Raw genomic sequence first — 17,489 nt, forward strand, 5'->3', positions numbered from 1 at the left:
GAGCAGTCCCCGGCCAGCGCGACGCGGCCTCCGAAGCCGACCGCCACAGTCAAGTGCGCAGGAGGATTCCCCAGACTTGCGACGAAGGACTTTTCTGACTGGCGGGGCCCGCCTTGTCATCGCGATCACATCGGCGCATTCACGCTCCGTGTCCAGACCCGCCCCGACAGGAGACATGCCATGCGTTTCACCCTGATGACCGCCACTGCCGTCGCCGCCCTGGCGCTGGCCGCCTGCAACAACCACAGCGCCGATGCAGAGCGCGAGCGCGCCGAGGCCTCGGCCGCGGCCGACAACGCCGGCCGCGCAATCTCCGACGCCGCATCGGCGACGGGCGATGCCGCACGCGAGGGCGCGGACGCCGCCGCGGCCGCATCGTCGGACGCGATGCGCCGTGCCGAAGTCGCCGCCGACGAAGCCGCCGCCCGTTCCGAGGCCGCCGCGCGCGATGCCGCCGCCGCCACCGGCCGCGCCACCCAGCGCGCCGGCGAGGCGATCGAGAACACCGGCGAGCGGATGGAAGAGCGCGCCGACCGCTGAGCCTCGACGCACGATGTCCCGAGCCCGCCGCAAGGCGGGCTTTTTTGTGGCGCGCCTCCCCACGCGGCTTTGCGCGTGCGCATCGCCTGCGTGCGCGCCGCCGGTTCCGTATGCTTGCCGTTTTCCTCCAGGCGGGTTCTCGCACATGCCGGCACTGACTTCGCAGCTCGATCCGCGTTCGGCGGACTTCGTCGACAACGCCGGCTACCACCGCGGCCTGGCCGAGGAACTGCGTCGGCGCCTGGCGCGCGCGGCCGAGGGCGGCGGCGCGGCGGCCCAGGCCCGGCACACGGCGCGCGGCAAGCTGCTCGCGCGCGACCGCATCGTCGCGCTGCTCGATCCCGGCTCCCCGTTCCTGGAGATCGCCCCGCTCGCCGCCGAGGAGATGTACGACGGCGCCGCGCCGGCCGCCGGGGTGGTCGCCGGCATCGGCCGCGTGCAGGGCCACGAGGTCGTCGTCGTCGCCAACGACGCCACGGTCAAGGGCGGCACCTACTTCCCGATGACCGTCAAGAAGCACCTGCGCGCGCAGGAGATCGCGCGCGAGAACCGGCTGCCGTGCGTGTACCTGGTCGACTCGGGCGGCGCCTTCCTGCCGCTGCAGGACGAGGTGTTCCCCGATCGCGAGCACTTTGGCCGGATCTTCTACAACCAGGCGCGCATGAGCGCCGACGGCATCCCGCAGATCGCGGTCGTGATGGGCAGTTGCACCGCCGGCGGCGCCTACGTGCCGGCGATGTGCGACGAGTCGGTGATCGTCAAGGAACAGGGCACGATCTTCCTCGGCGGCCCGCCGCTGGTGAAGGCTGCGACCGGCGAGGTCGTGGACGCCGAGGCGCTCGGCGGCGCCGACGTGCACACCAGCCTGTCGGGCGTGGCCGACCACTTCGCCGAGGACGACGCACACGCGCTGCAGATCGCGCGCGGCATCGTCGGCCACTGCAACCTGCGGCGCACGTCGCGGCTGGCGCTGCGCGAACCGTGCGAGCCGCTGTTTGCCGCCAACGAGCTCTACGGCATCGTGCCGCGCGACACGCGCCGCCCGTTCGACGTCCGCGAGGTCGTCGCGCGCATCGTCGACGGCAGCGAGTTCGACGAGTTCAAGGCGCGCTACGGCAAGACCCTGGTCACCGGCTTCGCGCACATCCATGGCATGCCTGTGGGCATCGTCGCCAACAACGGCATCCTGTTCGCCGAGAGCGCGCTCAAGGGCGCGCACTTCATCGAGCTGTGCAACCAGCGCGGTATCCCGCTGGTGTTTCTGCAGAACATCACCGGCTTCATGGTCGGCCGCAAGTACGAGAACGCCGGCATCGCCAAGGACGGTGCGAAGATGGTCACCGCCGTCGCCTGCTCGAGCGTGCCCAAGTTCACCGTCGTCATCGGCGGCAGTTTCGGCGCCGGCAACTACGCGATGTGCGGTCGCGCCTACGGCGCGCGCTTTTTGTGGATGTGGCCCAACGCGCGGATCAGCGTGATGGGCGGCGAGCAGGCCGCCAGCGTGCTGGCGACGGTGCGTCGCGACGGCATCGAAGCGCGCGGGGACGAATGGAGCACGGACGACGAGGACGCGTTCAAGGCGCCGATCCGCGCGCAGTACGAGCGCCAGGGCAGCCCGTGGTACGCGACCGCGCGGCTGTGGGACGACGGCATCATCGACCCGGCCGATACCCGGCGCGTGCTCGGGCTGGGCATCGCCGCCTCGCTCAACGCGCCGATCGAGCCGGCGCGATTCGGCGTCTTCCGCATGTGATCGACGGCGCGGCCGCGCCGGTTGCCTGCAACGGGGTGCGTGCTAGTCTCGGCCTTCCGCGTCGTCCCCGCGGCGCGGCCCGCCCCGATGCAAGCGTCGGGGCCGTCCCCGTCCATTCCCGAGGTAACGCGCGACATGGCCATCTTCCCCCAGTCCGGTTCCGTCAAGAAGGATTCGCCCGCTCCCGGCAACGACGCCCCGCTCCCGCCGGCCCCGTTGCGCGACCCGGTGCCGCCCGCGCCGGCAGTGGCCGACTTCGCGCCGGCGCCGGTCGTCCCGCCGCGCAGCGCCGCCGCGCCGTCGGCCAAGGAATCGATCATCGCCTCCGACCTGACGATCGAGGGCAAGATCGAGGGCACGGGCGATGTGCGCATCGCCGGCCGCTTCAAGGGCGACGTCAACGTGCAGGGCAACCTGACGATCGAGCACGGCGCCAAGCTCAACGGCGGCGTGCGCGCCAAGCAGGTGCTGGTGTCGGGCGAGCTCGACGGCAACATCGACTCGGCATCGCTGGTCGAGCTGCGCGACTCGGCGGTGCTGACCGGCGACCTCAAGGCCGGCTCGCTGACCGTCGCCGCGGGCTCGAAGATCCGCGGGCACATCGAATGCGGCTGGGGCGAGGTCAAGGCCGACGACCGCCCGGCGGCGCGCGGCAAGGACGCGGCGACGCTCGACGCCGGCTGACATGAACGCCCGCGCCGGTGCGGCGGGTGCCACGCGCGTCTGCCCGCACTGCAAGACCACGATCCTCGAGAGCTCGGCGCGCTGTCCGGCGTGCCGGCACTACCTGCGCTTCGACGCCGACGCGGCGACCAGCGTCGGCACGCAGGACGCGACGACCGCGCTGCAGGTCGAAGGCACGATCCGTCACCCGAGCGAAGGCGGCGCGTGGGAATACTCGGTCGTGCTGGTGATCCGCGACGACGCGGGCAAGGAGCTCAACCGCCAGGTCGTGGGTGTGGGCGCGCTGTTCGCCGGCGACGAGCGCACGTTCAACCTGGCGGTCGAGGTCGTGCCGACCAACGACATGCGCCGCCCGCCGCGCGCGCCCAACCGGCGCGGCCGGCACTGACCCCGCGTCCGCCCCTTCCCTGCGGCCGCGATCCGCCCGATGTCCGCACCGCGTCGCTGTACGCGCGGCCGACCTTCGATCCCGACGCGTGTGCCGCGTTCCTGACCTCGCCGCCCGCCGCATCGGGCGCGGGAGATCCCGCCCGGCGTCAACCGCAACCGTCGCAGCCACCGCACCCCGCGCCGGGCCGCGGCGCGGGCGCGATGCGCCGGCCCAGCGCCTGCATCCACGCCGGCCGGCCGGCGCGCACGAGCGGCACCGCCAGTGCGATGCGCAGGCGTCGCGCGGCCGCCGGCGCCTGCTTCTTCAGCACGATCCAGGCGCTGACGACGACCAGCACCGCGACCGCGGCGTACTGCGCGACGAGCTGCGGGTCGGGACCGGCGCTCACCCCGCCCCCAGCGCGACCGCGACCTGGTAGGTGAGCAGCGAGGCGAGATAAGCCAGCGCGAACAGGTAGCCGGCGTTGATCGCCATCAGCCGCCAGGAGCCGGTCTCGCGCCGGATCGTCGCCCAGGTCGACAGGCATTGCGGCGCGTAGATGAACCACACCAGCAGCGACAGGCCGGTGGCCAGCGACCAGCCGTCGGTGATGATCGGGGTCAGCGCCTGGACCGCGGCATCGTCGTCGACGGCCGACAGCGCGTACACCGTGGCCAGCGACGCGACCGCGACCTCGCGCGCCGCCAGGCCCGGGATCAGCGCGATGCAGATCTGCCAGTTGAAGCCCAGCGGCGCGAACACCAGCGCCAGCGCATGGCCGATGCGGCCGCCGAAGCTGTACTCGATCGCCGCCCCGGTCGCGCCGTCGGGCGGCGCCGGGAACGAGAGCAGGAACCACAGCAGCACGGTCAGCGCGAGGATGATCCCGCCCACGCGCCGCAGGAAGATCATCGCGCGCTCCTTCAGGCCGATCGCCAGGTCGCGCGCGTGCGGCAGCCGGTAGGACGGCAGTTCCAGCAGCAGCGGATGCTCGCTGCGGTCCCGGCGCCACTTCTTCATCGCGAACGACACCGCCAGCGCGCTGAGGATGCCGGCCATGTACAGCGCGAACAGCACCAGCCCCTGCAGGTTGAGCACGCGCCAGACCTGCTGTTGCGGGATGAAGGCGCCGATCAGCAGCGCGTAGACCGGCAGGCGGGCCGAGCACGTCATCAGCGGCGCGACCATGATCGTCGCCAGTCGGTCGCGCGGGTCCTGGATCGAGCGCGTGGCCATGATCCCGGGGATCGCGCAGGCGAAGCTCGACAGCAGCGGGATGAACGAACGGCCCGACAGCCCGGCCCCCTTCATCAGCCGGTCGAGCAGGAACGCCGCGCGCGGCAGGTAGCCCGATTCCTCCAGCGCCAGGATGAAGAGGAACAGGATCAGGATCTGCGGCAGGAACACGACCACCCCGCCGAGGCCGGCGATGACGCCGTCGGCGAGCAGGCTGGTCAGCGGCCCGGGCGGCAGCGTGTCCGAGACCCAGCCGCCGAGCGCCGACGTGCCGGCGTCGATCAGGTCCATCACCGGCGTCGCCCAGGCGTAGACCGCCTGGAACACCAGGAACATCACCGCCGCCAGCGCCAGCAGGCCGAACGCCGGGTGCAGCAGCCAGCGGTCGAGGGCGTCGTCGATGCGCGCGGTGCGCCGTGGGATCGTCACCGTCGCCGCGAGCAGCGCCCGCACCTGCGCGTGCAGGTCGTCCCCGTCGTCCGCGCCGGCCGGCGGCCGCGGCCGGGCGACCGTCTCGGCCAGCCGCCCGCGCAGCGCCTGCGCGCCGTCGCGGCGGATCGCCACGGTCTCGACCACCGGCAGGCCCAGCCGCGCCTCGAGCGCCGCAACGTCGACGACGATGCCCCGGCGCGCGGCGGCGTCGGCCATGTTCAGCGCCACCACCATCGGCCGGCCGAGCGCGCGCAGCTCCAGCACGAAGCGCAGGTGCAGGCGCAGGTTGGTCGCGTCCACCACGCACACCAGCACGTCGGGGGCCGGCTCGCCGGGATAGAAGCCGCGGCACAGGTCGCGGGTGATCTGCTCGTCCAGGCTCGCCGGCTGCAGGCTGTAGGCGCCCGGCAGGTCGAGCAGCGCCCAGTCCTCGCCGCCGGGGCCGCGCATCCGCCCCTCCTTGCGCTCGACGGTCACGCCGGCGTAGTTGGCGACCTTCTGCCGGCTGCCCGTCAGCAGGTTGAACAGCGCGGTCTTGCCGGCATTGGGGCTGCCGACCAGCGCCAGCCGCGGCATCGGTGCGGTGGCGCTCACGCCGGCGTCTCCGCGCGCACCCGGACCCGCGCGGCCTCGCTGCGGCGCAGCGCGAAGCGGGTGAAGCCCACGCGCACCAGCAACGGGTCGCCGCCGAACGGCGCCAGCGCGACCACCTCCACCGGTTCGCCCGGCACGAAGCCCAGTTCGCCCAGCCGGCGGGCGATCGGATCGTGCGCGCCGACCGCCTCGACGGCGGCGACGACGCCGGGCGTGCGCCGCGGCAACTGGCAGAGGTTCAAGACGGATCCGGCACGAATGGGAATGGGTCGCGACCTTACTCCCGGGTTGCACTGCGGCATGGCCTTTGCGCGCGACTCGTTATGATCCGGTCTGTTTCGCCCGACGCCAGCGCCCATGCCCGATGCCCTCCTGCTCGAACGCCGCGACGCCGTCGCCCGCCTCCGCCTCGACCGCCCCGCCCTGCACAACGCCTTCGACGCCGGCCTCATCGCCGCGCTGACCACGGCGCTGGAACAGCTCGGCGACGATCCGCAGGTCCGGGTGGTGGTGATCGAAGGCGCCGGCGCCTCGTTCTCGGCCGGCGCCGACCTGCACTGGATGCGCGGCATGGCCGCCGCCAGCGAACAGGACAACCGCGACGACGCGCTCGCGCTGGCGCGGCTGATGCGCACGCTCGACGAACTGCCCAGGCCGACGATCGCGCGCGTGCATGGCGCCGCGTTCGGCGGCGGGGTCGGCCTGGTGGCGTGCTGCGACATCGCGATCGGCGTGCCCGGGGCGAAGTTCGGCCTGACCGAGAGCCGGCTCGGCCTGCTCCCGGCGGTGATCTCGCCCTACGTCGTCGCCGCGATCGGTGCCCGGCAGGCGCGCCGCTGGTTCGCGACCGCCGAGGTGTTCGACGCGGCGCAGGCGCTGCACATCGGCCTGCTGCACGCGGTCGTCGAGGCCGACGCGCTCGACGCCGAGGTGGACCGGCAGGTGGCCCTGCTGCTGCGCGCCGGCCCGTTCGCCGCGGGCGATGCCAAGCGGCTGGTGCGCGAGGTCGTCGCGGCGACCGACCGCGACCGGCTCGACTACGACAACGCCGCGCTGATCGCCGCGCTGCGCGTCTCGGCCGAAGGCCAGGAGGGCCTGTCGGCGTTCCTCGACAAGCGCGCGCCGGCCTGGGTGGAGACACCGGATGTTTGACACGCTCCTGATCGCCAACCGCGGCGAGATCGCCTGCCGCGTGATCCGCACCTGCCGCCGGCTCGGCATCCGCACCGTCGCGGTGTATTCGGAGGCCGACGCCGATGCGCAGCACGTGCGGCTGGCCGACGCGGCCTGGCCGATCGGCGGGCCGCAGCCGGCCGACAGCTACCTGCGCGGCGATGCGATCCTCGAGGCCGCGCGCGCCAGCGGCGCGCAGGCCATCCATCCCGGCTACGGCTTCCTGAGCGAGAACGCCGACTTCGCCGAGGCGGTCGAGGCGGCCGGGATCCGCTTCGTCGGGCCGTCGGCGGCATCGATGCGCAGGATGGGCAGCAAGGCCGGGGCCAAGGACCTGATGGCCGCGGCCGGCGTGCCGGTCGTGCCCGGCTACACCGGCGAGGACCAGGACCCGGACCTGCTGGCGCGCGAGGCGGTGCGCATCGGCTTTCCGCTGATGATCAAGGCCGCGCACGGCGGCGGCGGCAAGGGCATGCGGATCGTGCGCGGGCCCGACGCGTTCGCCGCGGCGCTGGAGAGCTGCCAGCGCGAGGCGCGCAATGCCTTCGGACGCGACCGCGTGCTGCTCGAGCGCTACATCGAGTCGCCGCGGCACATCGAGATCCAGGTCTTTGGCGACACCCACGGCCATGCGATCCACCTGGGCGAGCGCGAATGCTCGGCGCAGCGGCGCTACCAGAAGGTGTTCGAGGAAGCGCCCTCCCCGTTCCTGACGCCCGAACTGCGCAGCGCGATGGGCGCGGCCGCGGTGCAGGCCGCGCGCGCGATCGACTACGCCAACGCCGGCACCGTCGAGTTCATCGTCGCGCCCGACGGGCAGTTCTTCTTCATGGAGATCAACACCCGGCTGCAGGTCGAGCACCCGGTGACGGAGATGACGGCCGGGCTGGACCTGGTCGAATGGCAGCTGCGCGTGGCGGCCGGGCAGCCGCTGCCGCTGGCGCAGGACGCGATCTCGCGCCAGGGCCACGCGATCGAGGTCCGGCTCTACGCCGAGGACCCGGAGGCGGGCTTCCTGCCCGGCTCGGGCACGCTCCGCCGGCTGCGGCTGCCGACGCCCTCGGCGCAGGTCCGGATCGACGCGGGCGTGGTCGAGGGCGACACGGTCACGATCTTCTACGACCCGATGATCGCCAAGCTCATCGTCCACGACAGCGACCGGCCGCGCGCGCTCGCGCGGCTGCGCGAAGCGCTGGCGCAGTGCGCGGTCGAGGGGCCGAAGTCCAACATCGCCTTCCTCGAGCGCCTGGTGCGCCACCGCACGATCGTCGAGGGCACGATCGACACCGGCTATCTCGACCGCCATCTCGACGAGTTCGTGCCCGCCACCGGCGACGCGGCGCCCGATCCGCAGTGGCTCGCGGCCGCCGCCGCGGCGACGCTGCTCGCCGGGCAGGCCGCCGGCGACGACGCCTCACCGTGGGCACGCGGCGACGGCTGGCGCCTGGGCGCACACGCGTCCCGGCGCGTGGCCTTCGAGCATCGCGGCCAGCGGCACGACCTTGCGGTGTCGGGCCACGCGGGCGACTACGACGTCGCCGTTGGCGAGACGCAGGTCCAGGTCCGCGGCGCGCGACTGCGCGACGGCCGGCTGTCGGCGCGCATCAACGGCCGCGGGCGCAGCCTTGCGGTGTTCGCCGATCCGTCGATGCTGGTGCTGCACGACGGCGACGTGCGGCTGGCGCTGGCGCCGGTCGCCCCCGATCGCGGGCGCAGCGCCGACGCTGCCGCCGGCGACGACCGCGTGCGCGCGCCGATGCCCGGTCGCGTCGTCGCGGTGCGCGTGCAGGCCGGCGACCGGGTCGACGCCGGGCAGGAACTGCTGGTGATGGAGGCGATGAAGATGGAACTCGCGCTCAAGGCGCCGCGCGACGGCGTCGTCGCCGACCTGCGCGCTGCCGCCGGCGACTTCGTCGAGGCCGACGCGGTGCTGGCGGTGCTCGAGTGAGCGCGCGCCCGGCCGACGTGGACGTGCGTATCGTCGAAGTCGGGCCGCGCGACGGCCTGCAGAACGAGGCGGCGATCGTGCCGACGGCCGAGAAGATCGCGCTGGTCGACCGCCTGTCGGCGACCGGGCTGCGCACGATCGAGGCGACCAGCTTCGTCAGCCCGAAGTGGGTGCCGCAGCTGGCCGACGCCGCCGACGTGCTCGCCGGTATTGCGCGTCGCGACGGCGTCGCCTATCCGGTGCTGGTGCCCAACGAGACCGGCTACGACCGCGCCCGCGCGGCCGGCGCGGACGAGATCGCGGTGTTCACCGCGGCCTCCGAGGCGTTCAACCGCCGGAACATCAATGCCGGCATCGAGGCGTCGCTGGCGCGCTTCGCCCCGGTGCTCGCACGCGCGCAGGCCGATGGCGTGCGCGTGCGCGGCTATGTCTCCACCGTGCTCGGCTGTCCCTACCAGGGCGAGGTGCCGCTGGCCGACGTGGTGCGCGTGGCCCGGGCGCTGCACGCCATGGGCTGCTACGAGATCTCGCTCGGCGACACGATCGGCGTCGGCACGCCGGCCCGCGCGCGCGCGATGCTGCGTGCGGTCGCCGACGAGGTGCCGATGCAGGCGCTGGCGGTGCATTTCCACGACACCTGGGGCCAGGCGCTGGCGAACGTGCTGGCCTGCATCGAGGCGGGCGTGCGCGTCGTCGACGCGGCGGTCGCCGGCACCGGCGGCTGCCCCTACGCGCGCGGCGCCAGCGGCAACGTCGCCACCGAGGACGTGGTCTACCTGCTGGAGGGCCTGGGCCTGCGCACCGGCGTCGACCTGCCGCTGCTGGCGCAGACCGGCGCCTGGCTGTCGGCGCGACTGGGGCGCGAGACCGGCAGCAAGGCCGGCCGCGCGCTCGCGGCGAGCGCATGAGCGCAACACCGCGAAACGCCGCGGCGCAGCGGTTAGACTGCCCGTTTCCGTCCTTCGAGGATCGTGCATGACCCCCGATTCCGTCCGCGCCATCGTCACCGGCGGCGTCTCCGGCCTCGGCCTGGCCGTGGCCCGCCGCATCGTCGCCGACGGCGGCCGCGTCGCGCTGCTGGACATCGACGACGCCAAGGGCGCCGAGGCGGTCGAGGCGCTGGGCACCGACGCCGCGCGCTACCTGCGCACCGACGTCGCGGACGAGGCCGGCGTGGCGGCGAGCATCGAGGCCGCCCGCGACTTCCTCGGCGGACTCAACGCCGCGATCAACTGCGCCGGCATCCTCGGTGCCGGGCGCGTGCTCGGCCGCGAGGCGCCGATGCCGCTGGCGACCTTCAGCCGCACGGTCATGGTCAACCTGGTCGGCAGCTTCAACGTCGCCAAGGCCGCGGCCGCGGTCATGCAGCACAACACGCCCGGCGAGGACGGCGAGCGCGGCGCGATCGTCAACACCGCCAGCGTGGCGGCGTTCGAAGGCCAGATCGGCCAAGCCGCGTACTCCGCATCCAAGGGCGGCGTGGTCGGCATGACGCTGCCGATGGCACGCGAACTGGCGCGCTTCGGCATCCGCGTCAACACGATCGCGCCGGGCATCTTCTGGACGCCGATGGTCGACGGCATGCCAGAGGAGGTGCAGCAGTCGCTGTCGGCATCGATCCCGTTCCCGTCGCGCTTGGGCCGTCCGGAGGAATTCGCCGACCTCGTCGCACACCTGTTGTCCAGCCGCTACCTCAACGGCGAGACCATCCGCCTCGATGGCGCGGTGCGGCTCGCGCCGAAGTAGGTCGATGCCCGCATCGTCGTCCGGTCCGGCGACGGGCCTGCTGCTCGCGCTGCTCGCGTTCGCGCCGGCCCATGCAGGGGACGCGACGACGGCCAGCGCGGGCACGCTCTCCGGCCTGCTCGCCCAGCGCGGCTACGACACGGTGCCGATGCGCCGCTACGGCGAGGCGCACCTCGCGGTCGAGGTCCGCATCAACGGCGTCGCCGGCACGTTCCTGATCGACACCGGGGCCGGGCGCACCGTCATCGACCGCGCCCGCCAGGCGCGCTTCGCCGACGGCCGCCAGGCAGACGCCTCGAGCGGGCTGCAGGCGACCGGGGCCGGCGCCGGCAACCTCGCCATCGCCACGCTGCCCGGCAGCCGCCTGGCGATCGGCGACTACCGCGACGACGACTTCACCGCGCACTTCCTGGCGCTCGACCACGTGACCGCCGCGTTCGCGCAGCGCGGACTGCCGGCGATCGACGGCGTGCTCGGTGCCGACGTGCTCGACCGCGGCCAGGCGGTGATCGACTACCCCCACCTGCGGCTCCATCTCCGCAATCCCGCCGCGCCCGCGGCGTCCGTCTCCCACTGAAAGCGCAGAACGAATGAAAGCCTACGACGTCAAGAAAGGAAACGTGGTCGAACACAACGGCGGGGTCTACCAGATCCGCGACATCGAGCGCAGCTCGCCGCAGGGCCGCGGCGGCAACGTGCGCTTCCGCTTCACGATGTACAGCGTGCCGGGCGGGAACAAGCTCGACGCCAGCTTCGACGGCGACGACGACCTGCGCGAGGTCGACCTGGCCCGGCGCCAGGCCAGCTTCTCGTACAAGGACGGCGACGCATTCGTGTTCATGGACGACGAGGACTTCACGCCCTACACGCTCGATGCCGACGTCGTCGGCGACGGCGCGGGCTACATCACCGAGGGACTGGGCGGCTGCTACGTGCAGGTCATCGACGATGCGCCGGTCGGCCTGCAACTGCCGCAGAGCGTGGTGCTCGAGGTCGTCGACACCCCGCCCGAGCTCAAGGGCGGCACCGCGACCAAGCGCCCGAAGCCAGCCACGCTGAGCACCGGCATCGAGATCCAGGTCCCCGAGTACATCGGCAACGGCGAGCGCGTCTGGGTCAACACCACGACCGGCGAGTTCGGCGGCCGGGCGGACTGAGGCTCGCGTCTCCACCCTGTAGGAGCGCGCTCGCGCGCGAACAGGCTTTCCGGGAAGGCCCCATCGCGCGCAAGCGCGCGCCTACATGGAGAAGGCAATTCGGCCTGGCAAGATTGCTCAATCCAGCTGCAATCCGCCGGCTTCGCGATGCAGCGCGCGCAGGCGCGCGCCCAGCGCTTCGACGTTGCGTTCGATCGATGCCACGCGCGCCTGCTCGTCCGCGGTCAGCGCCGCGCGCCCCTCGTCCTCCAGCAAGGTACGCAGACCGCGCAAGCGCTGCGCGCGAGCGGCGGCATCGCCGCGCAATGTCGCCTGTTCGGCTGCCTGCGGGAGCCCGTAGCCGCCATCCAGCAATTGCGCCGGCCGGCTCAAGCGATCACCGGCCGCCAGCATCTCCCGCAGCGCCGCGAGTGCCGGCGCCCGTTCCGCAGTACGGCGCGGATCGAGCAGCCGTCGCTTGAGCACATCGCGCATTTCGAGCTCCGCGCGACGATGCGCCGCATGCTCGAGCACCAGCAGCGCCGCGGCATCGCGCTCGCCTGGCCCCGCCAGCCAGGCTGTGCGCGCATCGGGATCGAGCGCCAGCCAGTCCTCGAAGCGCGTCGCGGGCAGGCGCTGCGCTTCGCGCGCGACGTCGAACAGGGCCTGGTACTCCGCATCCGCCGACGGGAAGTAGTAGCCGGCGCGGACCGCATCGGCACGACCGAGCACCGTATCGTCGGCGATGCCGTCGCGCACCAGCCTGCGCAGCAGCCCGTTGGGCGTGATGCTGCGCAGGCGTGGGCCGTCGAGCCGGGGCACGCCTGCGTCGAGCAGCTTCCAGGTCTCCACCGCGCAGTTGTTGCCGACGAACCGGTAGCGACCGTCGTAGCTCCAGTGCACGCTGGCCGCGCGCTCGAGCAGTGAGGCGATCTCGTCCGGCGACAGCCGCAGCGGGATCGACTGCAGACCGCGCAGCTCGACGCGGGTGTATTCGTCGATCACCTGATCGAGCGGCAGCACGAACAGCCGCGCGGGATAACGCCCCGTCAGACCGCGCAGGCTGGAGATCTGCACGTCGTCGACGAACGCGCGGAACGACAGCACGCGATGCTGCGCGAGATCGTAGCGGCAGTCCGGCCCCGGCACGCGGCCGGGCGCGCAGACCACGAGCCGCAGCATGCTGTGGCCCCAGCGGCTCATCGGCTGCGCGTTGGCTTCGGCGAACAGGTACTCGACCGCCCAGACGCGGGCCGGGTCGAGTTCCAGCAGCGCGTCCGCGTCGTCGGTCGCGCGCGGCTCGGCCTCGACGAACGCCAGGTCCGCGGCGCAGGCCGCGGCAGGCGGCGCCCAGGCGAAATGCGCGGCGAAATACGCGTGCAGGGCGGGACGCCGGCAGGCGTACTCGGGATCGAGCAGGAAATGCTCGAGATTGACCGCGACGAATTCCGCCGGCGATGTGGTCTCGTAGGCGTCGGGCCGGCGGTCGGTCATCGCGTTGTGGCGCGCCCGCAGGCCCAGCCGCAGCGGCGGGCGTGGCCAGCCGGCCAGGTCGAGCAGCCGCGGATCGCGCGACAGGCCGCCGTGGCGGCTGCGGTCGTAGCGATGCGCGAGTTCGTGGACGAGCGCGGCGGACGCGGCGCGTGTCGCCTGCGGCGGCGCGTCGTCGGCGGCCGCCGCATCGAGCAGCGCACGGCGCAGCATGATGCGATCGCCGGTCGCGCGTCCATGCACCTGCGCCGGCAGGTCGTCGCGCCACGCCAGGTGTACGTCGAGCCCGTCGGCTGCGCGCCACGCCGGCGGCAGGCGCGCGAGCACCGCGTCGACCAGCCGCGCCGACGCGGCCTGCGCGTCGGCGTCGAGCGGCGGCGTCCCGGGCCCGGTCTCGATCCGCCACGCCTGCGCGTGCGCGGTGCCGGCGGCCAGCAGCAGCGCGAGGGCTACGGTCCGCAGGCGACGGCCGCGCGCCGCCGGGCGGTCGCGCGCGCTCACCGGCTCAACGCGCGAGGATCGCCTGCGCCAGTTGCAGGTCACTCGCCGCCTGCGCGTCGGGACGCGTCTGCCGCAGGTGGCGCAGCGCGGCCTCGAGGCGGACGCCGCGGATCCGGCCGTCGCTGGCGACGAAGCCGGCCGCATCCTCGCGGGCCTGCAGCACGACCTTGTCGTCGCCCGAGGTGCTGCCCGACGAGGCCGAGCTGCCGGCCGAGGTCGCGCCGCCGGTGGTGCCGGCGAAGCTGCCGGCGAGCGCGGGCGTGGACAGGACGATCAGGACGCAGGCCAGCAGCGGTCGGGACATCGGCGGCATCTCCAGGGGGGAGGCGACACTCTACCTCGCCCTCACGCCGCCTTCATCGCCACCGCCCGTCCGCGGTCAGGCATCGAACAGCTTGCCGGGGTTGAGAATGCCGTCGGGATCGAGCGCGCGACGGATGCCGCGCATCACTGCGATCTCGGCCGCGCTGCGGGTCGAGTCGAGGTAAGGCTTCTTGACCAGACCGATGCCGTGCTCGGCCGAGATGCTGCCGCCGTGCGCCTGCAGCGTCGCGGCCAGCAGCTTGGTCACCCGCTCGCATTGCGCGACGAAGGCGTCGTTGGCCAGGTCGGCGGGCTTGAGCACGTTGATGTGCAGGTTGCCGTCGCCGATGTGACCGAACCACACGACGTCGAACTGCGGATACTCGCGCGCCAGCAGCGCCTGCGCCGCCTCCAGGAACGCCGGCATCGCCGAGATCCGCACCGAGACGTCGTTCTTGTAGGGCACGTGTGGCGCCAGGCTCTCGGTGATGCCCTCGCGCAGCCGCCACAGCTGCGTGGCCTGCGCGTCGCTCTGGCCGATCACGCCGTCCTCGACCCAGCCCTGCTCGACGCAGTGCTCGAACGCCGACAGCATCGCGACCTCGCCCGCCTCGCCTTCGCACGCGAACTCGGCGACGACGTAGAACGGATGCGGCGCGTCGAACGGCGCCTGCGCGCCGTGCGCGACCACGTGGTGCAGCGCGCGGTCGGTGAAGAACTCGAAGGCCTCCAGCGCCAGTCGTGCGCGCAGCGCCTGGAACACCTGCATCAGGCCTTCGAACGACGGCAGCGCCAGCAGCAGCGTGCGCGTGGCCGGCGGCGGCGCGGCCAGCTTCAGGCTGGCCTCGACGATGATGCCCAGCGTGCCTTCCGAGGCGATCGCCAGGTGGCGCAGGTCGTAGCCGCTGGAGTTCTTGACCAGCCCGCGACCGAGATCGAGCAGCTCCCCCGTGCCGGTCACCAGCTTCAGGCCGGCGATCCACTCGCGGGTGTTGCCGTAGCGCAGCACGCGGATGCCGCCGGCGTTGGTGGCGATGTTGCCGCCGATCGTGCAGGACCCGCGCGCGGCGAAATCGACCGGATAGGCCAGCCCGTGCCCGCGCGCCGCCTCCTGCACCGCTTCGAGCGCGATGCCCGGCTGCACGGTCAGGATCCGGTCGACCGGATCGAAGCCCAGCACGCGGTTCATGCGCTGCAGGCTCAGCACTAGCTCCCCATTCGCCGCGACCGCCCCGCCCGACAGGCCGGTGCGTCCGCCAGAGGGCACGATCGCGACCCCTTCTGCGCGCGCCCAGCGCACCGTGGCCTGGACCTCGGCGATGTCGGCCGGCAACGCGACCGCCAGCGGCGCCGGCGTCCAGCGTCGGGTCCAGTCGACGCCGTAGTGCGCGAGGTCGGCCGGATCGGTCCGCAGTTGCAGGGTCGGGACGGCGGCTTGCAGCCGGGCGATGCGGGCGTCGGGCATGGGGTCGGATCGCGGGCACGGCGGGCCAGCCTGCCAGCCGCGCCCGCAGGCGTCCAGCGCCCGCGGCGGCGGGCGTCGCGACCGCCGGGGCCGGTGCGACGACGCGACGCGCCGCCCGCTGCTGCGCTGCAACAGCGGCGGGCTTCTGGCACCATGGCCCGTTCCTCCCGCCCGGCGGCCGCAGCCTCGATGAAGACCTCGTTTCCCCGCGCGGACATCCGCGTCCTGCTGCTCGAGGGCGTCAGCCAGAGCGCCGTCGACACCTTCAAGGTCGCCGGCTACACGCAGATCGAGGTCCACCCCAAGTCGCTGCCCGAGGACCAGTTGCTGGCCAAGATCGCCGACGCGCACATCGTCGGCATCCGCTCGCGCACCCAGCTCAGCGCCGAGGTCCTCGCCCACGCGCGCCGGCTGATCGCGGTCGGCTGCTTCTGCATCGGCACCAACCAGGTCGACCTGGAAGCCGCCGAGCTGGCCGGCATCCCGGTCTTCAATGCGCCCTACTCCAACACGCGCAGCGTCGCCGAGCTGGTCGTCGCCGAGGCGGTCATGCTGCTGCGCGGCATCCCGCAGAAGAACGCGCAGTGCCACCGCGGCGGCTGGAGCAAGTCCGCGCTCGGCAGCCACGAAGCGCGCGGCAAGACGCTGGGCATCGTCGGCTACGGCCACATCGGCACCCAGGTCGGCGTGCTCGCCGAGTCGCTGGGCATGCAGGTGCTGTTCCACGACATCGAGACCAAGCTCTCGCTGGGCAACGCGCGCAGCGCGACCGGGCTGGACGACCTGCTCGCGCGCAGCGACGTGGTGACCCTGCACGTGCCCGAGACACCGGCCACGAAGCTGATGTTCGGCGCCGCCGAGCTGGCCGCGATGAAGCCGGGCGCGCACCTAATCAACGCCTCGCGCGGCACCGTCGTCGACATCGACGCGCTCGACGCGGCGCTGCGCACCGGCCACGTCGGCGGCGCGGCGATCGACGTGTTCCCGGTCGAACCCAAGGGCAACGACGACGTCTTCGACTCGCCGCTGGCCGCGCACGACAACGTGCTGCTGACCCCGCACGTGGGCGGCAGCACGCTCGAGGCGCAGGACAACATCGGCGTCGAGGTCGCGGCCAAGCTCGTGCGCTACAGCGACAACGGCAGCACGCTCTCGGCGGTCAATTTCCCCGAGGTCACGCTGCCCGAGCACGTCGGCAGCCACCGCATCCTGCACCTGCACCGCAACGTCCCCGGCGTGCTGGTGCGGATCAACGAGGTGTTCTCGCGCGAGGCGATCAACATCGACGGCCAGTACCTGCGCACCACGGCGAACGTGGGCTACGTGGTCATCGACGTCGCCGCGACGCAGGACCAGGCCGAGCGCCTGCGCAGCGAGTTGTCGAAGATCGACGGCACGCTGCGCACGCGGGTGCTGTACTAGGCATCGGGATCGGGGAGTGGGGAACCGGAAAAAACGGACCGTCGCGACGGTCAGCCTGCCGCGCTTGCCTGCCCGTCCAGGCACTTTCGCGCCATCCGTCGCAGCGAGGCGTCGTAGTCGGGGCCGGTGGCAACGTCGGCGAGCGGACGCCACTCGAGCGCGTGGGATTCGGCGCTGACGGTGAACCGCTCGTCGGCGCCGGCGCGCACGAGATAGCGCACGTCGTAGTGCCAGTGCGCAGCCACGCCCTTGTGCTCGGGGATCCAGTGCCGGTCGAGATCGAAGATCGCCGGCAGCACGCGCACGCCCTGCAGGCCGGTCTCCTCCTCGGTCTCGCGCAGCGCCACGCGCGCCAGGTCGGTATCGCCGTCGGCATGGCCACCCGGCTGCAGCCACAGGCCCAGCTTGCGATGGTGGGTCAGCAGCGTGCGCCGGCCGTCGGCCGAGACCACCAGCGCCGAGGCGGTGAAATGGCCGGCCAGGCGTTCGCGCACGAACGGATCGAGCGGATCGTCAAGCAGCACGACGAACTCGGCAACCGTGGCGTGTTCGTCGGGGTGCCGCGCGGCGTAGTCGGCGAAGGCGGCGGCCAGCGCGGGCGCGCGCGAAGGACGGGATGCGGACATGCGGGCAGACCTGCAGCGGCGTGGGGACGCGCAGCATCGGCGCTCGCCCGGCCCGCCGCAAGGTGGCCG

Annotated in this window: 18 protein-coding genes; 11 read left to right on the forward strand and 7 right to left on the reverse strand. The window is 73.0% G+C overall.

Features of this window, described 5'->3' with window-relative positions; genetic code table 11:
- Positions 1 to 180: 180 nt before the first annotated feature.
- From WQ56_RS01270 to WQ56_RS01285, 4 genes are all read left to right on the forward strand, one after another.
- Positions 181 to 540, forward strand: coding sequence for a hypothetical protein (locus WQ56_RS01270; RefSeq protein ID WP_047135231.1), 360 nt, complete (start codon positions 181 to 183; stop codon positions 538 to 540).
- A gap of 145 nt (positions 541 to 685) precedes the next feature.
- Entirely contained in the window at positions 686 to 2,293 is a 1,608-nt protein-coding gene (locus WQ56_RS01275) for a carboxyl transferase domain-containing protein (RefSeq protein WP_047135232.1), read from the forward strand.
- Between the two features lie 135 nt (positions 2,294 to 2,428).
- Complete coding sequence (locus WQ56_RS01280) at positions 2,429 to 2,977, forward strand: polymer-forming cytoskeletal protein (RefSeq protein ID WP_047135233.1); 549 nt, start codon at positions 2,429 to 2,431, stop codon at positions 2,975 to 2,977.
- Position 2,978: 1 nt separating this feature from the next.
- A complete protein-coding gene (locus tag WQ56_RS01285; protein WP_047135234.1) occupies positions 2,979 to 3,365 on the forward strand; it encodes a hypothetical protein in 387 nt (128 codons plus the stop codon).
- Between the two features lie 148 nt (positions 3,366 to 3,513).
- Here WQ56_RS01285 and WQ56_RS01290 read toward each other — a convergent pair whose 3' ends face one another.
- The 3 genes from WQ56_RS01290 to WQ56_RS01300 are packed head-to-tail and all read right to left on the reverse strand — an operon-like array spanning position 3,514 to position 5,851.
- On the reverse strand, positions 3,514 to 3,756 hold the full coding sequence (locus WQ56_RS01290; RefSeq protein ID WP_047135235.1) for a DUF6587 family protein: 243 nt from the start codon (positions 3,754 to 3,756) through the stop codon (positions 3,514 to 3,516).
- The gene (locus tag WQ56_RS01295) at positions 3,753 to 5,591 is read right to left on the reverse strand and encodes a ferrous iron transporter B (RefSeq protein ID WP_047135236.1); all 1,839 of its coding nucleotides are present in this window, start codon (positions 5,589 to 5,591) and stop codon (positions 3,753 to 3,755) included. Before WQ56_RS01295 ends, WQ56_RS01290 begins: the two co-directional genes overlap by 4 nt.
- Positions 5,592 to 5,605: 14 nt before the next feature.
- On the reverse strand, positions 5,606 to 5,851 hold the full coding sequence (locus WQ56_RS01300) for a FeoA domain-containing protein (RefSeq protein WP_047135237.1): 246 nt from the start codon (positions 5,849 to 5,851) through the stop codon (positions 5,606 to 5,608).
- A gap of 115 nt (positions 5,852 to 5,966) precedes the next feature.
- Here WQ56_RS01300 and WQ56_RS01305 point away from each other — a divergent pair, with 115 nt between their 5' ends.
- The 6 genes from WQ56_RS01305 to yeiP all read left to right on the forward strand — a co-directional run bounded on the left by WQ56_RS01305 (position 5,967) and on the right by yeiP (position 11,633).
- Positions 5,967 to 6,761, forward strand: a complete 795-nt coding sequence (locus tag WQ56_RS01305; RefSeq protein WP_047135238.1) for an enoyl-CoA hydratase-related protein — start codon at positions 5,967 to 5,969, stop codon at positions 6,759 to 6,761.
- A complete protein-coding gene (locus tag WQ56_RS01310) occupies positions 6,754 to 8,730 on the forward strand; it encodes an acetyl/propionyl/methylcrotonyl-CoA carboxylase subunit alpha (protein ID WP_047135239.1) in 1,977 nt (658 codons plus the stop codon). Before WQ56_RS01305 ends, WQ56_RS01310 begins: the two co-directional genes overlap by 8 nt.
- A 17-nt stretch (positions 8,731 to 8,747) precedes the next feature.
- On the forward strand, positions 8,748 to 9,638 hold the full coding sequence (locus WQ56_RS01315) for a hydroxymethylglutaryl-CoA lyase (RefSeq protein WP_047135341.1): 891 nt from the start codon (positions 8,748 to 8,750) through the stop codon (positions 9,636 to 9,638).
- Between the two features lie 67 nt (positions 9,639 to 9,705).
- Positions 9,706 to 10,476 (forward strand): SDR family oxidoreductase, encoded by a 771-nt coding sequence (locus WQ56_RS01320; RefSeq protein ID WP_047135240.1) that lies wholly within the window; start codon positions 9,706 to 9,708, stop codon positions 10,474 to 10,476.
- A 4-nt stretch (positions 10,477 to 10,480) separates the two neighbouring features.
- A complete protein-coding gene (locus WQ56_RS01325; RefSeq protein ID WP_047135241.1) occupies positions 10,481 to 11,053 on the forward strand; it encodes a retropepsin-like aspartic protease in 573 nt (190 codons plus the stop codon).
- Between the two features lie 13 nt (positions 11,054 to 11,066).
- Positions 11,067 to 11,633, forward strand: coding sequence for an elongation factor P-like protein YeiP (gene yeiP / locus WQ56_RS01330; protein ID WP_047135242.1), 567 nt, complete (start codon positions 11,067 to 11,069; stop codon positions 11,631 to 11,633).
- A gap of 117 nt (positions 11,634 to 11,750) precedes the next feature.
- On the opposite strand, the gene WQ56_RS01335 is transcribed toward yeiP, so the two are convergent.
- The 3 genes from WQ56_RS01335 to WQ56_RS01345 form a co-directional block, all read right to left on the reverse strand.
- On the reverse strand, positions 11,751 to 13,604 hold the full coding sequence (locus WQ56_RS01335) for a DUF4105 domain-containing protein (RefSeq protein WP_231583314.1): 1,854 nt from the start codon (positions 13,602 to 13,604) through the stop codon (positions 11,751 to 11,753).
- Between the two features lie 4 nt (positions 13,605 to 13,608).
- Complete coding sequence (locus tag WQ56_RS01340; protein WP_047135243.1) at positions 13,609 to 13,908, reverse strand: DUF2388 domain-containing protein; 300 nt, start codon at positions 13,906 to 13,908, stop codon at positions 13,609 to 13,611.
- A gap of 75 nt (positions 13,909 to 13,983) precedes the next feature.
- Positions 13,984 to 15,372 (reverse strand): FAD-binding oxidoreductase, encoded by a 1,389-nt coding sequence (locus WQ56_RS01345; protein WP_047135244.1) that lies wholly within the window; start codon positions 15,370 to 15,372, stop codon positions 13,984 to 13,986.
- Between the two features lie 189 nt (positions 15,373 to 15,561).
- On the opposite strand from WQ56_RS01345, the gene serA reads away from it, so the two are divergent.
- Positions 15,562 to 16,794: a phosphoglycerate dehydrogenase gene (gene serA / locus WQ56_RS01350; protein ID WP_047135245.1), complete on the forward strand. Its 1,233-nt coding sequence runs from the start codon at positions 15,562 to 15,564 to the stop codon at positions 16,792 to 16,794.
- 50 nt (positions 16,795 to 16,844) lie between these two features.
- Here the strand turns inward: serA and WQ56_RS01355 are convergent, their stop codons facing one another.
- Positions 16,845 to 17,420, reverse strand: a complete 576-nt coding sequence (locus WQ56_RS01355; protein ID WP_047135246.1) for an NUDIX hydrolase — start codon at positions 17,418 to 17,420, stop codon at positions 16,845 to 16,847.
- Positions 17,421 to 17,489 lie beyond the last annotated feature (69 nt).

Source organism: Luteimonas sp. FCS-9 (genome assembly GCF_001014645.1).
In the GTDB taxonomy this organism is placed as follows: domain Bacteria; phylum Pseudomonadota; class Gammaproteobacteria; order Xanthomonadales; family Xanthomonadaceae; genus Luteimonas.

Excerpts from the sequence above, each read along its gene's own strand:
- WQ56_RS01270 (WP_047135231.1), top strand. The coding sequence starts at position 181 with ATGCGTTTCACCCTGATGACCGCCACTGCCGTCGCCGCCCTGGCGCTG.
- WQ56_RS01275 (WP_047135232.1), top strand. The coding sequence starts at position 686 with ATGCCGGCACTGACTTCGCAGCTCGATCCGCGTTCGGCGGACTTCGTC.
- WQ56_RS01280 (WP_047135233.1), top strand. The coding sequence starts at position 2,429 with ATGGCCATCTTCCCCCAGTCCGGTTCCGTCAAGAAGGATTCGCCCGCT.
- WQ56_RS01285 (WP_047135234.1), top strand. The coding sequence starts at position 2,979 with ATGAACGCCCGCGCCGGTGCGGCGGGTGCCACGCGCGTCTGCCCGCAC.
- WQ56_RS01295 (WP_047135236.1), bottom strand. The coding sequence starts at position 5,591 with ATGCCGCGGCTGGCGCTGGTCGGCAGCCCCAATGCCGGCAAGACCGCG.
- WQ56_RS01305 (WP_047135238.1), top strand. The coding sequence starts at position 5,967 with ATGCCCGATGCCCTCCTGCTCGAACGCCGCGACGCCGTCGCCCGCCTC.
- WQ56_RS01310 (WP_047135239.1), top strand. The coding sequence starts at position 6,754 with ATGTTTGACACGCTCCTGATCGCCAACCGCGGCGAGATCGCCTGCCGC.
- WQ56_RS01320 (WP_047135240.1), top strand. The coding sequence starts at position 9,706 with ATGACCCCCGATTCCGTCCGCGCCATCGTCACCGGCGGCGTCTCCGGC.
- WQ56_RS01325 (WP_047135241.1), top strand. The coding sequence starts at position 10,481 with ATGCCCGCATCGTCGTCCGGTCCGGCGACGGGCCTGCTGCTCGCGCTG.
- yeiP (WP_047135242.1), top strand. The coding sequence starts at position 11,067 with ATGAAAGCCTACGACGTCAAGAAAGGAAACGTGGTCGAACACAACGGC.
- WQ56_RS01340 (WP_047135243.1), bottom strand. The coding sequence starts at position 13,908 with ATGTCCCGACCGCTGCTGGCCTGCGTCCTGATCGTCCTGTCCACGCCC.
- WQ56_RS01345 (WP_047135244.1), bottom strand. The coding sequence starts at position 15,372 with ATGCCCGACGCCCGCATCGCCCGGCTGCAAGCCGCCGTCCCGACCCTG.
- serA (WP_047135245.1), top strand. The coding sequence starts at position 15,562 with ATGAAGACCTCGTTTCCCCGCGCGGACATCCGCGTCCTGCTGCTCGAG.
- WQ56_RS01355 (WP_047135246.1), bottom strand. The coding sequence starts at position 17,420 with ATGTCCGCATCCCGTCCTTCGCGCGCGCCCGCGCTGGCCGCCGCCTTC.